The 12809-nt window shown below is 33.9% G+C and carries 14 protein-coding genes and 1 tRNA gene; 9 read left to right on the top strand and 6 right to left on the bottom strand.

What is annotated here, in order from left to right:
* The first annotated feature begins 318 nt into the window (after window positions 1-318).
* Complete coding sequence (locus tag ACFINE_RS05950; RefSeq protein WP_375621379.1) at window positions 319-780, top strand: YcgN family cysteine cluster protein; 462 nt, start codon at window positions 319-321, stop codon at window positions 778-780.
* Window positions 781-809: 29 nt separating this feature from the next.
* Here ACFINE_RS05950 and ACFINE_RS05945 read toward each other — a convergent pair whose 3' ends face one another.
* Window positions 810-1553, bottom strand: a complete 744-nt coding sequence (locus ACFINE_RS05945; RefSeq protein ID WP_375621378.1) for an SIMPL domain-containing protein — start codon at window positions 1551-1553, stop codon at window positions 810-812.
* Between the two features lie 170 nt (window positions 1554-1723).
* Between ACFINE_RS05945 and ACFINE_RS05940 the strand changes: the two genes are divergently transcribed.
* Both ACFINE_RS05940 and ACFINE_RS05935 read left to right on the top strand, forming a co-directional pair.
* Window positions 1724-1800, top strand: a tRNA-Ile gene (locus ACFINE_RS05940).
* Between the two features lie 1697 nt (window positions 1801-3497).
* Window positions 3498-3680: a hypothetical protein gene (locus ACFINE_RS05935; RefSeq protein ID WP_375611974.1), complete on the top strand. Its 183-nt coding sequence runs from the start codon at window positions 3498-3500 to the stop codon at window positions 3678-3680.
* On the opposite strand, the gene ACFINE_RS05930 is transcribed toward ACFINE_RS05935, so the two are convergent.
* Window positions 3604-3918 carry a helix-turn-helix domain-containing protein gene (locus tag ACFINE_RS05930; protein WP_007347852.1) on the bottom strand — a complete coding sequence of 105 codons (315 nt, stop codon included), beginning with the start codon at window positions 3916-3918 and terminating at the stop codon, window positions 3604-3606. The genes ACFINE_RS05935 and ACFINE_RS05930 overlap by 77 nt on opposite strands.
* A gap of 609 nt (window positions 3919-4527) precedes the next feature.
* Between ACFINE_RS05930 and ACFINE_RS05925 the strand changes: the two genes are divergently transcribed.
* The 4 genes from ACFINE_RS05925 (at window position 4528) to ACFINE_RS05910 (ending at window position 5763) form a co-directional block, all read left to right on the top strand.
* Window positions 4528-4653: a hypothetical protein gene (locus ACFINE_RS05925; protein ID WP_375611975.1), complete on the top strand. Its 126-nt coding sequence runs from the start codon at window positions 4528-4530 to the stop codon at window positions 4651-4653.
* Window positions 4654-4668: 15 nt separating this feature from the next.
* The gene (locus ACFINE_RS05920; protein WP_375611976.1) at window positions 4669-4923 is read left to right on the top strand and encodes a hypothetical protein; all 255 of its coding nucleotides are present in this window, start codon (window positions 4669-4671) and stop codon (window positions 4921-4923) included.
* Between the two features lie 305 nt (window positions 4924-5228).
* Entirely contained in the window at window positions 5229-5540 is a 312-nt protein-coding gene (locus ACFINE_RS05915) for a hypothetical protein (protein WP_375611977.1), read from the top strand.
* Window positions 5541-5592: 52 nt separating this feature from the next.
* Window positions 5593-5763: a hypothetical protein gene (locus ACFINE_RS05910; RefSeq protein ID WP_375621377.1), complete on the top strand. Its 171-nt coding sequence runs from the start codon at window positions 5593-5595 to the stop codon at window positions 5761-5763.
* A gap of 530 nt (window positions 5764-6293) precedes the next feature.
* Here the strand turns inward: ACFINE_RS05910 and ACFINE_RS05905 are convergent.
* Both ACFINE_RS05905 and ACFINE_RS05900 read right to left on the bottom strand, forming a co-directional pair.
* Complete coding sequence (locus ACFINE_RS05905; RefSeq protein ID WP_142416545.1) at window positions 6294-6473, bottom strand: DUF1508 domain-containing protein; 180 nt, start codon at window positions 6471-6473, stop codon at window positions 6294-6296.
* A 388-nt stretch (window positions 6474-6861) separates the two neighbouring features.
* The gene (locus ACFINE_RS05900) at window positions 6862-7401 is read right to left on the bottom strand and encodes a helix-turn-helix domain-containing protein (protein ID WP_375621376.1); all 540 of its coding nucleotides are present in this window, start codon (window positions 7399-7401) and stop codon (window positions 6862-6864) included.
* Between the two features lie 357 nt (window positions 7402-7758).
* Here ACFINE_RS05900 and ACFINE_RS05895 point away from each other — a divergent pair, with 357 nt between their 5' ends.
* Complete coding sequence (locus tag ACFINE_RS05895; protein WP_375621375.1) at window positions 7759-8811, top strand: DUF475 domain-containing protein; 1053 nt, start codon at window positions 7759-7761, stop codon at window positions 8809-8811.
* Between the two features lie 450 nt (window positions 8812-9261).
* On the opposite strand, the gene pncA is transcribed toward ACFINE_RS05895, so the two are convergent.
* Window positions 9262-9870 carry a bifunctional nicotinamidase/pyrazinamidase gene (pncA, locus tag ACFINE_RS05890; RefSeq protein ID WP_375621374.1) on the bottom strand — a complete coding sequence of 203 codons (609 nt, stop codon included), beginning with the start codon at window positions 9868-9870 and terminating at the stop codon, window positions 9262-9264.
* A gap of 46 nt (window positions 9871-9916) precedes the next feature.
* Complete coding sequence (locus tag ACFINE_RS05885) at window positions 9917-10453, bottom strand: hypothetical protein (RefSeq protein WP_375611982.1); 537 nt, start codon at window positions 10451-10453, stop codon at window positions 9917-9919.
* Between the two features lie 160 nt (window positions 10454-10613).
* On the opposite strand from ACFINE_RS05885, the gene ettA reads away from it, so the two are divergent.
* On the top strand, window positions 10614-12263 hold the full coding sequence (gene ettA / locus ACFINE_RS05880; protein WP_375611983.1) for an energy-dependent translational throttle protein EttA: 1650 nt from the start codon (window positions 10614-10616) through the stop codon (window positions 12261-12263).
* Window positions 12264-12809 lie beyond the last annotated feature (546 nt).

Raw genomic sequence — 12809 nt, 5'->3', positions numbered from 1 at the left:
GATCTATTAGGAATAAACTTATATTGCAACATACGGACTTTTTGATGAAAAATGTATATTCTTTGCGGAATTTTTCTATCATTTTAGGTGACGCATTTTATTCTTCGTTAAGTTTACAAAGAGATGTTTCAATAGGTTATGTTCATTTATATGCGCTATTTTTGAATATTCTCTTTTTATTCAGATAGCTTTTAAGAACATGGTTTAAAGTATACATTAAGTTGAATCTTTTTAAGAGACAGAAATAGATAAAATTATAGAAATTAAACGTTTCATTTTTTATAGATCGTCTTAATTAAAAAAGGTGTGTCTGAGTTTATGAGTGGAGAACTTCCCTTTTGGAAAGTAAAAAAATTAGAAGAGATTTCCATTTCTGAGTGGGAGAGCCTTTGTGATGGCTGTGGCTGTTGTTGTCTCCATAAAGTTGAGGACGATGATACGGGTGACCTTTATGCAACCAGTATTGCTTGTCGTCTTTTAGATGGGGAAACCTGCAGGTGTCGAGATTATGCTCATCGTAAATCAATTGTACCAGATTGTATATCGCTAGATATTACGACAGTTAAAACAGTGCGTTGGCTCCCAGAAAGTTGTGCTTATAGATTAATTTATGAGGGAAAAGATCTTCATTGGTGGCATCCATTGGTATCAGGGGATTGTCAGACGGTACATACAGCGCATATTTCTGCACGCGGACAAATAGAGATTTACGAAGACGAATTATTATCTGAGGAAGATTATCTTTATCACATTACTGGTCTTCTACGTGAAGGCCAGTAATATGATTTTTTATACAACTTGTTTGTGACTTAATCGATCGCAAAGACTACAGTGACGCTCACGTTATAATTTAATTCACCACCTGCAAAATTTGTATTTGCGTAGCTTACATCTGCTGCTCTACTCATGAGACGTGGTGTTGGGTGATAGTAATCATCCTTTTCATTGATTTCAATAATTTTTCCTAATTTTAAATCGGCTGCTTGCGCTATCGTTTGCGCTTTTTCAATGGCTTCAGTAATGGCTTTTTTACGTGCTGCTTGATAAAATGGCTTTGTATCTGCGTTGGTAAAAGTAATGCCGTTAACTGAATTAACACCTAGTGTCATCGCTTGATCAAAGATTTTACCAGCATTGGTAAGATCACGAATGCGCACGGTTAAAGAATTTGAAACATGATAGAGTTTTTCATTATTCTTTTTTTCGTGGTGTTTATCAGAGGTCGACTGATAAATGGATAAGCCTGATGTTTGCAAATCATTTGCTTGGATGCCATTGTTTTTAAAAGCGTTTATAATATCATTGATGGATTGATTATTGGAAGCTAATGCCTTTTGGGCAGTTTTGTCATAGGTAACAACGGCTAGATTAATAATGGCCATATCCGGTGTTGCTTGACTTTCTCCGATTGCTGTCACTGTAATCGTTGCATTTTTCATTTTATTTTCTTCAGCATAAGCACGTACAGTCAACGATGTGGCTAAGAGTGTAAATGCTAATATAACTGTTTTAACCCGAGAACTCTTCAGTGGTTGAATTTTCTTTTCTATCATATCTATACCTTTATATTTGTCAGTTAATTATTCTCTCATTTTTAAGAGTTTTTGTAAAGAAATTAGAGCACTGAAAAAAAAACCAATAGAAAAGAGAAAAAGATGGGTTATAATCTTTGTCAGCTCTTGTATCATAGGGCATTTTAGTTTAGAGAGAAACAACCTATTTAGGGCCTGTAGCTCAATTGGTTAGAGCCAGCGGCTCATAACCGCTTGGTTGGGGGTTCGAGTCCCTCCGGGCCCACCAATAGGGAAATGTACAATAGAAAAATGGATCGCTTATATAAAAGTTTTGAGATTCTACCTTTTTCGTTTTTTATTTATTTTCCTGTTTGTTTTAGAAGCTTTTGGTCGTTGTTTGTTGCAGTTTTGTCTCTCAGTCGCTTTAATATGATGGTATGTTTTCTTAGTCTCATCAAAGAAGTTCTCTCATTTGCAACCTTTTAGCATTTGGATTAACTGATATGGGTCGCTATTTACTTTCTTAATTCATATACTGTTTTGTACTTTTTCTATATGGTGTTCTTCATAAAATAGAAGGCTAAAAGCTTCATTGGATAAGTTTATTTATACTTGTTCTGCAAATAAACAGACCTCAATAAAACCAATTTTAAAGATTGTACCTTTTCAGAACAAATGGCTCAAAAAACATTTAGTGTAAATTTGCTTTTTTCTAAGTGATGTTAATGTCTTTTAGACGTTCGAATAGCATCATTGTGATGAAAGGTTAGTGTATAAGAGAATGTGATCTATGGGCATTCATATGTATCATGGGGGCAACGATGATAACATTTGTTGATATTTTCTTTTTCTCAAGAAAGGAATTCTATTTAATATTTTGAGAAATATTGTTCATAGTGACGGTGGCGTGTTTTCTGAAAAGAATTTTATTAATTGTTCTTTGAAAAGTCAATTGAGTGATTGTTTCTATCGCTTTGCATCATCCAGATTCTATTGTAATAAGCATTTTATTATTCTGTAAGAAATGTTTTCTATGATATTGGAAAATTTGTTAAAATGCCATTTTCTGTTTTTGTGTATTTTTTGCTTAATGTTTAAATTATAGAGTTTTCATGTGATCCGAATTATTATTGAAGAGCAGATGTCTTTTTTGATTTTACTCTGATAAGGAATTGGCAATATTGCGGTAACCCTAGCACTTTTTTGTATTGCTAACATTTTTCTCGTATTGATCGTATAGAGAGTTTTATCTTTATTATGAGTTTTTTCTCTTATGAAAAATTATTGGCAGGGAGGGTGTTTTTTTGGAAAAGTATACTTCTTCTTCAAAGTCATACTTTGAAAATATAATTCTTCATTTGCATAAGGGGATTTCTCTCTTGTTGTAAATCTGTATAAAATTTACGTACAAAGATTGTGCGTGATGATTCGTTTTATTTTTTAATAGTATCATTTTTGCTTATGATAGAGACTTATATTAGTATTTACAAGGTGCGTTTAGAGGAGAGGTTACCTGTAAATGTGTTACAGAGTTTTAGGTAGTGTGGCTCTGTTTATAAGAATTTATTCCTATAACATTGTTATATTCTTACTTTGCAATATTGTTAAAAAAACATAGATGGTGCTATGTAGAATAAATTGTGATGTATTTTTTTCAAAAAAGCTTTTTCGTGTTCTCTTATATAGAGTTCAGGAGTGTCTTCAGGGATATTTTCACATTAGTTTTTATTGGTCCGAATCGCAAGATCTGCGTAACATTATTCGCGTTTTTGATAGATTATACCAATTTTCATAAGAAGGTCTGGATCGTGTGATGCTTTCTGTTTCACTATGGTACATGACTAATAGAACTTCATCTGATTTTGTAAAATAAGTTTGTACACAATTGCTTCCATACTGCCTATTGCAAATATTTTTTTCTAAGGTATGAGATATATTTTGAACGCTTTAGCGTTATATAGTGTGACTACATGGAGTATGACTATGAAGAATGATAAAAAATTTGAAACAACTTTATCTGATATTATTGTGAAATGGGAGTCTTTATCGACGTCTCAAAAGCAAGCGATATTGGATAAAGTAGAAAATGCTACAGATTCTGCTCATTCAACAGAACATTTAAGGCTTCAATCTTCTTTTTATCTCCAGACGAAATCAAAGTTATGAGTTTTAAGTCTTCATCGGAGATGTTGAAACCAGTTATTACATATATGGCACTAGCATTTCCCAGTGTATTCAAAATAGCCATGAGTTTATCTACAGAAGGTCTCTTGCCTCCATTTATCATTTGTTGGACGTAATTTTGTCCACAGCCTGCAGCTCTGCTTATTTCAATCATTGTTCGTCCGTCACTTTTTATCAATTCAACTAAGCGTTGGAACCAATCTTTTTCAGTCTTTGTCATTTTTAGACCTTTACATATTTACGCTATAGCGTTAATATTGCGTTGCGAATCCAGAATATATGATACAAGGAGCGTGAAAATATCCATGTGTAGCTCTTCGCTAAGGAAGCATATAGAGTTGTTTTTAACTAATAACAAAATGTCCCCATACACTTTCAGATTCGAATCAATAAAAATGGTTGCTTAGTTCCACGGTTGTGAAAAAGTAAATGTGTATACCAGAAAGGGCGATACACACTCGTATGTTTATGAGATTTCACTATGATAGTATACGTAGCAGCATTATAAATCAAGATATACCCCAACATCAGAATTTGTAAAAAAAATTCTGCGTTGAGGTAGTGTGTGAATATAACGAAGCTTTAGAGCCTTAAGAGATAGGATAATGGCTGTAGAAAAAATGTAAATTGCATAGACAAAGAATACTGATTTCTTCTTTATTGTAATAAATTAGATCACTATCAGATGGTATATCGTATATATGCGTAAAAAAATGGGAAATATCAAAAAAGTGATCTTGGATATTTTATTAAACAGGAAGGTAATCTGATCCACAAAGGTGGTTGTTTGGTAGAATTGTACATTCGATCAATGCCCTTATGGGGATGAATGTGTTTTTATGATGCTGCGGTTTATAATGAAGTCTGTGTTTATAATGATGTTGTTATTGATAACAATGCATTAACATATGGTTGTTTAGTGGTTCGTAAGAGTTCGCATGTTTATGAAAAATAAGAACTTTATCGTTATTTGAATATGAGTGGAGATGCATATGTTTATGCTAATGCGGTCTTTTTTGATCAAGTTTTGAATGCTCAATGTATTGAATTTTGTGGTGATACTCGTGATTTTAGAAAGGCTCGAGTTTATAATGATGCTTTAGTTTGTGGTGATGTAAAGATTTGTGGGAAGGCAAAATTTTACAGAAATGCTGTGCTTTGTGACACTGAAGATTTTTGTAATAATGAAAAACTTTCATATATAGCCGCATTCCACATGGCGTAAAAAGGAAGATAGGAACGATTTGGGCAAGGCTTGTATGATTGGATTGCGTCGTTAGTTTTATTTGACGTTCCTTATTTTTTGTATTTTGTGTCAATAAATATGTCGCAAATAATTGGTGTGAGTGTAGATTTAGCCGCTTTCAGAGATTTGTTTGCGTCATTTATCAATGCTTTAATGGAGAAAATAAGAACGCCGAGAGTGATTGTTCACACTTGGAACATGCGATTTATTGCATTCTTTTTTTGATTGAGGATGAAACAAATTGGTCAAGATGATCACTTGAGCGACAATTAAGGGAGATCCAAATGAGTGTAAACGAAATTTTATTGGGAGCAATGATTGTTGTTTTGTTGTGCAGCGGGGTTATATTTCGATTTTCTTTATATTATCGCAGTCAAGTGAAAATTTTAAAAGAGGAATCTAGAAGAATAAAGCATGAGTTTTTAAGAGATACTATGAAGATGACTGAAGAACGAGATAGGGCTATTAGAGAGCAAAGTATGGTGATTAAAAGACGCGACCAAGCAATTGAAAAACTGAAAAAACAAATTAAGCAATATGAAAAAAATGAAAAGAAATATAAAAAAATGCTTAAATCTGAAGATGATAAAGAGTGATTGTATTCATATTTTGCATTAAAGGGTTTGGAAATGTGTTAGGAAGATTGGAATGACGAGAGAGATAAACTTTAATGAAGCCAATTATGGTGCTGATGGAGAGATTGTATTGGAAGAGAATATTCAAGTTTACTCTGATTTTATGACAACATTTAAGTTTATAAGACAGAGCGTCGTTGATCATAAAATAAGAGTTTATGATGATAAACCAGTTTATAGGTAGGCTAGTTATTAAAAAGCGCGTCTATACAATCCAGCAATTTTATATTATTGCTGGAAACAGTTTTGCACGTTCTTTTTAGATGTAAGGTATAAATGCTACGATAGTTTCAGCTAATAGGTATAAAAAATTGCATGATAATAGAAAGAAAGAGATATTTGCTTTTTATGAAGATGAAATGGGTAAGTCAGTTATGATTATCAGATACAGAAGAGGAATATGAACGTAAAAGATATTAATATCTTGTAGAGTAAATATATTTCTCATTGATGATTTATCTTCTCTTCATGTGCGTTTATTTTTTATGAAAAATACAAAACTTAAGAGATTTTCTTTTTGATAAAGGCTATAGAGATTTGAGTATGATTGAAAATAAACATATAATCTGTAAGAATATGAATGTTCTTTGTGAGTGTCAGAAATAATACAAAAACTTCCTCTCATTGAGGGCAAATCAATCACTTTTCATTTGTCACAAAAGTAACTACCATACCATTATACAAAATAAACGCTTGTTTTAATGGTAAAGAATGTTAGGACTGTAGTTCTCTAATAAGAGCCTTATGTGTAATTTCTTTTATTTGCTCAATATTGATTAGGATATCTTGTTTTGTTGGATAACCTTTACTAGAAAAAGCAATTTTTTGTGCATCTCCTGAGATTAAACGCCAGTACCATTGATTGTGAACTCCTTGAAACACCTCAAAATACATGCTTCCCACCTCATAAAATAGCTGATAATTTTCAGGATAAATATTTAACTAATCCACTTGTAAACATTAATGTATGTCTCTCTAGGAAGTCGTCAATATATTCCCCTTAAATTTTCTGACCTTAAAAAATAATTTCTATGAGAGCTATTATTCTTTTAACAAGAAAAAAAATATTGTCAATAAGACATGAATGAGAATTTTATACTATAAAATTATTTTTTTTAATTTAAAGACACTATACTTTCATTTACAATGCAAATATTTTTCTGTCGTTACAGAAATAAAGTCTATAAATTATATAAAACTTCACCAGCATGGATAAAGTAAAAAATACTTTTTTCCATACTGGTGTTTAATCATTTCTTGCTTTTTCTTTTGAAATAGACGTTTATTGATTAGCTATAACCTCTTTTTGGGATACGCTTCGAATGAGTAAATCAATGAATAAGCTAAGGGTATAAGAATTGGCCATTTTAGCTTTCATATCGATAAGAGAGGTTGTAGTTTTAGGGTTAAAACCATTTGATAAACCTTGTCTTGACAAATATTGCTGCAATTTTTCATAAGAACTGTCGATTTTTTCTTGATTTAGTTTTTCGCTACGATCACTATCGGCAAGTGTTTCTTCCAGTCCTTCGATTTTTTTAATAAAATAATTCCAGTCAAAATCACCTTTTGTATATTCGGTGTCAAACATTTTTCCTTGTCCAGTTAAAAGCCAATTAATATTGACACCATATAACGTGCGGTATGTTTGTAAGACACTAAGATTGGGTTCTCTCTCTCCACGCTCATAAAAAGCAATGGAATTTTTTGTCATGCTAAAACTTTTAGCTAAGGTTTCACGTGATGGATCGCCTAAAGCAAGACGTACATAACGTAAACGTTTTCCAAATATGGTTTTTGATTCAGTTTCAGGACGTGCCACGAATTATCTCCCTCGGTAAATCATCATGGTATAAATCATTAAATAATAAAAGCACACTATGTATTAATATTCTATGATATAATGTCAATATTATAGCTTTAATTTCTTGTTTTTTTTTATTTGTGTAGATAGAAAGCAATCTTGTACTTATTGTATTGACAATTGATATTCACTTCAAAACAAAATTCCTTGTTGCTACATTTGTCTCTTGCTTTTTTTGAGAGAATTTTCATGTAACTTTACCATATATATTCTATACACCTCTGCATTAATAGATGCAACTTTAAAGAGATGCAAACTTTGGATTGGTACTGGGTGTGCTTAGATGAAGTAGAAAATAAACTTTGAGGAATGATCATGGCCCTATTACGCTATTTTGGGTTTGCTTTTTTTTTCACGATTATTGGTGTCTTTTTAGGAGGGGTTATTGGTTGGTTTGAAACGGAAAGTATTACTGGTTTTCTTAAATATTTTTTTATTTGCTTTGTTTTAGGAATTTTGGAAATTTCTTTATCTTTTGATAATTCTATTATCAATGCGCGTGTTCTTAGTAGAATGAGTCCATTGTGGCGTCGTCGTTTTCTTATATGGGGCATTTTGATAGCTGTATTTGGGATGAGAATTGTTTTTCCATTATTGGTGGTTGTCGTTGCTGTTGGGATTAATCCAATTGCGGCAGTCAAATTAGCGATATGGGAACCACATCGATATGCTGAAGTTTTAACCGATGCGCATATGGGGATTGCTGCTTTTGGAGGAACTTTCCTTATGATGGTTGGCTTAAAATATTTTTTTGATTCTGAAAAAGAAGTGCATTGGCTTAATATTATAGAGAGACCTGCTCAAAAGTTTGGGGCGCTTGTTGGAATTGATATTGCAATTGTTTTGATTTTGATCTTATTTGTTTCAGCTCAGATTGATGCAGAAAATAAAATAACTTTTTTATTGGCAGCACTTTATGGACTTTTGACCTTTATCGGTGTTGAAGTTGTCGGTCATCTCTTGGATACTCCTCAAAAGACTTTAACAACAGTAGCTCACGGGGGAGTAGGGGCGTTTCTTTATTTAGAAGTTCTTGATGCTAGTTTTTCTTTCGATGGCGTGGTTGGTGCTTTTGCCTTTTCACACAACCTTTTTATTATTGCGATAGGTCTTGGTATCGGAGCATTTTACGTTCGTTCTATGACAATTATGTTGGTTGAATCAGGAACATTATTGCATTATCGTTATTTAGAGCATGGTGCTTTTTATGCAATTCTAGTTCTTGCAGTGATTATGTATCTGCAAACGATTATATCGGTTCCTGAAGTTTTAACAGGACTTGTGGGAGTCTGTATTATTGGAATGGCATTATATTCTTCGATTCGTTTTAAGCATCGTCAATTAGATAAACATGTTGTATCTAAGTAATGGAGATTTCTTCCTTTTTCACACTTTTGTTTATCGCATATCTTTGAATAGAAAGAGGTCTTTTATGCAAAATAAAATACTATTTTATTGCTTATTTGTGTTTTTTTAAAGTTGAGTTCATTGCATGATACTACCCATGAAGCCAATAATGTACAATCTCTAGGATACTTTTTGACCTAAATATAAGATAGAAAGCTGATGTTATACTTTTTACCAGCTTTCAATATTATGACAAGCTCTTGCATTTAATGGGTCATAAGAAGCATTCTTACTGTTTTTTTGAATGATTTATTCATACATTGATTCTCTTTGTAACGTGTAAAAGAATGTTTTTGAAACAGGTTTGAAATGAGAGAATTTACGATATTCTGGACTCTTACTTAAATATGTGCAAAATGATTTATCCTTTATAAATCAGTGTATTATAATGGTAGATTAGAGAAGGATATTTTAAGAGACCATTAAAAGTTCTATACCGGCTTCGTTCATTGTTTTAAGCATAGTGTTTAGTGATCCGTTTACATCAATACCAGCACAGGCATTTAATGAAACACTGACTTTAAAACCGCATTGTATAGCGTGAAGAGCAGAAAATCCGACACAAAAATCAGTTGCTAAGCCACACATAATGAGCTTAGTAAAACCATGTTCTTTGAGATAAACTTGTAAACCTGTTGGTGTTTTTTGATCATTTTCAAGAAAAGCAGAATAGCTATCCATTTTTTGATTATAGCCTTTTCTAAGGATAAGTTGTGCCTTTTCTGCTCTAAGAGATGGATGGAATTCTGCTCCTTGTGTTCCTCGTATGCAATGATCAGGCCAAAGTATTTGAGGACCATAGTCAAGAATGACTGTATCATAGGGCTTTTTTTCAGGATAACAGGAAGCAAAGCTGCAATGGTTTTTGGGATGCCAGTCTTGGGTTAAGATAACGTGGTCAAAATGATTTATGAGATTATTGACGGCGGGTAAAATAGCATCACCTTGAGGTACGGCAAGTGCTCCACCTAGTAAGAAGTCATTTTGAACATCAATGACGATTAAGGCTTTTTTTTCCATAAATATATTCCTATACGAGATGAGCTTTTATCGTATTTTTAAAAAGCTATATGTCGTCTTGAAGTTTTGAAATGATGTGCTGGATATTGATATTATTTTTATAATTATCAAGCCAAAAGAGGGGGATGGATAAGTTTTTACAATTGGTTTTATAGTTTTTTACGAATTGTAACCACGTACCAATGGGAAGTGCGCTGTAGTCATTTGTTGCTACGTGTTGATGCAAAGCTTTCATGATCATTGGGCTTGGGACGTCAGATCCCATAAGGCGGCGGTCGTTTTGTAAACGTAATTTAAGCCATATCAAGGCAAGGGGTGAAGTCCATTGCTTTCCGTAGCAAAAAATCGATGAAAAAAGAGAAGGATTTTTTACTGCGTAATATAAAGCCCATAAAGCGAGAAAAGAAGGCGCATAGAGAATTGCTTTTCTTTGTGGTATCATATTACATTGATAAGTCGGTTTAATACGATAAAAATACAATGTTATATCTGGTATGGAAAAGAGAGGCAATGTTTGATAACAGGTTTCAGGTACAGCTAAAAAGATTTGCTTTTTGCTCTTTAGGGGGATGTTTTTTTGCATTCAGGACCATACTGGGGCTTGTGAGATTAGAAAAAATGTACCAATATAAAGCGAAAGCTTTTGATACGACGTAAGTGCTATTTACTGTACAGTTTCAAAAAGCAAAAGCAGTTTTTTCAAAATCCTAATCTTTAATATCGCATAATATAAAGAGAAATTTATGGCACGTCAATTTATCTATCATATGGCTGGGCTTAACAAGTCTTACGGCAATAAAAAAGTTCTAGAAAATATTCATTTGTCTTTTTATCCAGATGCGAAGATCGGTATTTTAGGGCCGAATGGTGCAGGGAAGTCAACTATTTTACGTATTATGGCTGGGCTAGATAAGGAATATACGGGAGAAGCATGGATTTCTGAAGGAGCACGCTGTGGTTATCTACCACAAGAACCTTTGCTTGATGCGAGCAAAGATGTGCGTGGTAATGTGATGGAAGGTGTTGCAGATAAACAGGAAGTTCTTGAGCGTTATAACGAATTGATGATGAATTATAGCGAGGAAACGGCTGATGAAAGCGCACAGCTTCAGGACATTATTGACAGTCAGAATCTTTGGGATTTAGAAAGTCAAGTGGAAATGGCTATGGCTGCTCTTGGCTGTCCGCCAGCCGATGGGGATGTAACAAAACTTTCGGGTGGTGAGAAGCGGCGTGTTGCACTTTGTAAATTGCTTTTGTCAAAACCTGATTTATTACTTTTGGATGAACCGACAAACCATTTAGATGCTGAAACGACGGCTTGGCTTGAGAGGCATCTACGTGAATATCCTGGGGCTGTGCTTTTGATAACCCATGATCGTTATTTTCTCGACAATGTAACGGGTTGGATTTTAGAATTAGATCGCGGTAGAGGTATTCCTTATGAGGGGAACTATTCTGCTTATTTGGGGGCTAAAGCCAAGCGTTTGGCTCAGGAAGGCCGTGAAGAGGCAGCGCGTCAACGTGCTTTATCACGTGAGCAAGAATGGATTGCTTCTAGTCCAAAAGGGCGACAAGCAAAGTCAAAAGCTCGGATTAAGGCTTATGATGAGTTGGTTCAATCAGCACGTGAGCGCCGTCCTGGAGAGGCGCAAATCATTATTCCTATTGGAGAAAGATTAGGACAAGTTGTTATTGAGGTTGATAATCTCTCTAAAGCTTATGGTGAACGTGTATTGATTGATTCTCTTTCTTTTAAACTTCCTGCTGGTGGCATTGTCGGCGTTATTGGGGCCAATGGTATGGGAAAGTCGACCTTGTTTAAAATGTTGACGGGACAGGAAAAGCCCGATTCAGGTCAGATACGTATCGGTGAAACAGTTCACATGAGTTATGTGGATCAGAGTCGCGATTCCTTGGTGGGGGATAAAACTGTTTGGGAGGAAATTTCTGGTGGAAATGACATTATTAAATTAGGCAAATATGAGATGAATAGCCGCGCTTATTGCGGGGCTTTTAATTTCAAGGGGGCAGATCAGCAGCAGAAGGTGGCAAATTTATCAGGAGGGCAGCGCAATCGCGTACATTTGGCGAAACTTCTAAAAGAGGGGGGGAATGTGCTTCTTCTTGATGAACCGACAAATGATCTTGATACTGAAACATTGGGTGCATTGGAAGATGCATTGGAAAATTTCGCTGGTTGTGCAGTTATCATATCGCATGATCGTATGTTTCTTGATCGATTGGCAACACATATTTTAGCCTTTGAAGGTGATGGTCATGTAGAATGGTTTGAAGGTAATTTTGCTGAATATGAGGCTGATAAAGTTCGTCGTCTTGGGGCGGAATCTCTTAATCCTAAGCATGCAAATTATAAACCTCTTACACGCTAGAATTTTTTATCTTATCGCAACTTTGTTAGAATAATAGTGTATTTTATTGCGTTTGTTATTTCATAAATAAAGTGTGTGTGTGTACTCTGTGGGAGTTTTTATTCATTGAAAAGAGTAAGAGACACTTTATGAAATTATGACCTAAATAGGGTTATTTTTTGTAAAACTGCAATGAAAAGGAGGGGATGAAGCGTATAGTATTACTTCTACAAATGCCTTGGTCATTGAGCATTATCATCTTTACTTAATAAAAATGCAAGCTGGCATTATCATGTTATTTTTTCTCAATAGTATGCAGTTCTTGTTTTGAGGTGGGCATAAAAGGCATTTTTATCCATCTGTCCCCTCCGTTTATGAGCTGTAAGAGAATGATTTGGATTGATTTATCATGAATAGATTTGAAATGAGGAAAATCTACGGTATTACGGTTTTTTATTCAAGTTAAAAATGAATTATTATTATAAATCAATGTATTCTCATTATAACGAGAAGCAGGGAGATAAGATCTGTTTGTTTTTTACATTAGCCTATTTTTTTCATAGTATG

Source organism: Bartonella sp. AA97HXZ (assembly GCF_042196985.1).
Taxonomy (GTDB): Bacteria; Pseudomonadota; Alphaproteobacteria; order Rhizobiales; family Rhizobiaceae; genus Bartonella.
The sequence above is the reverse complement of the archived record's forward strand: the minus strand, read 5'-3'. Positions and strand labels throughout refer to the sequence as shown.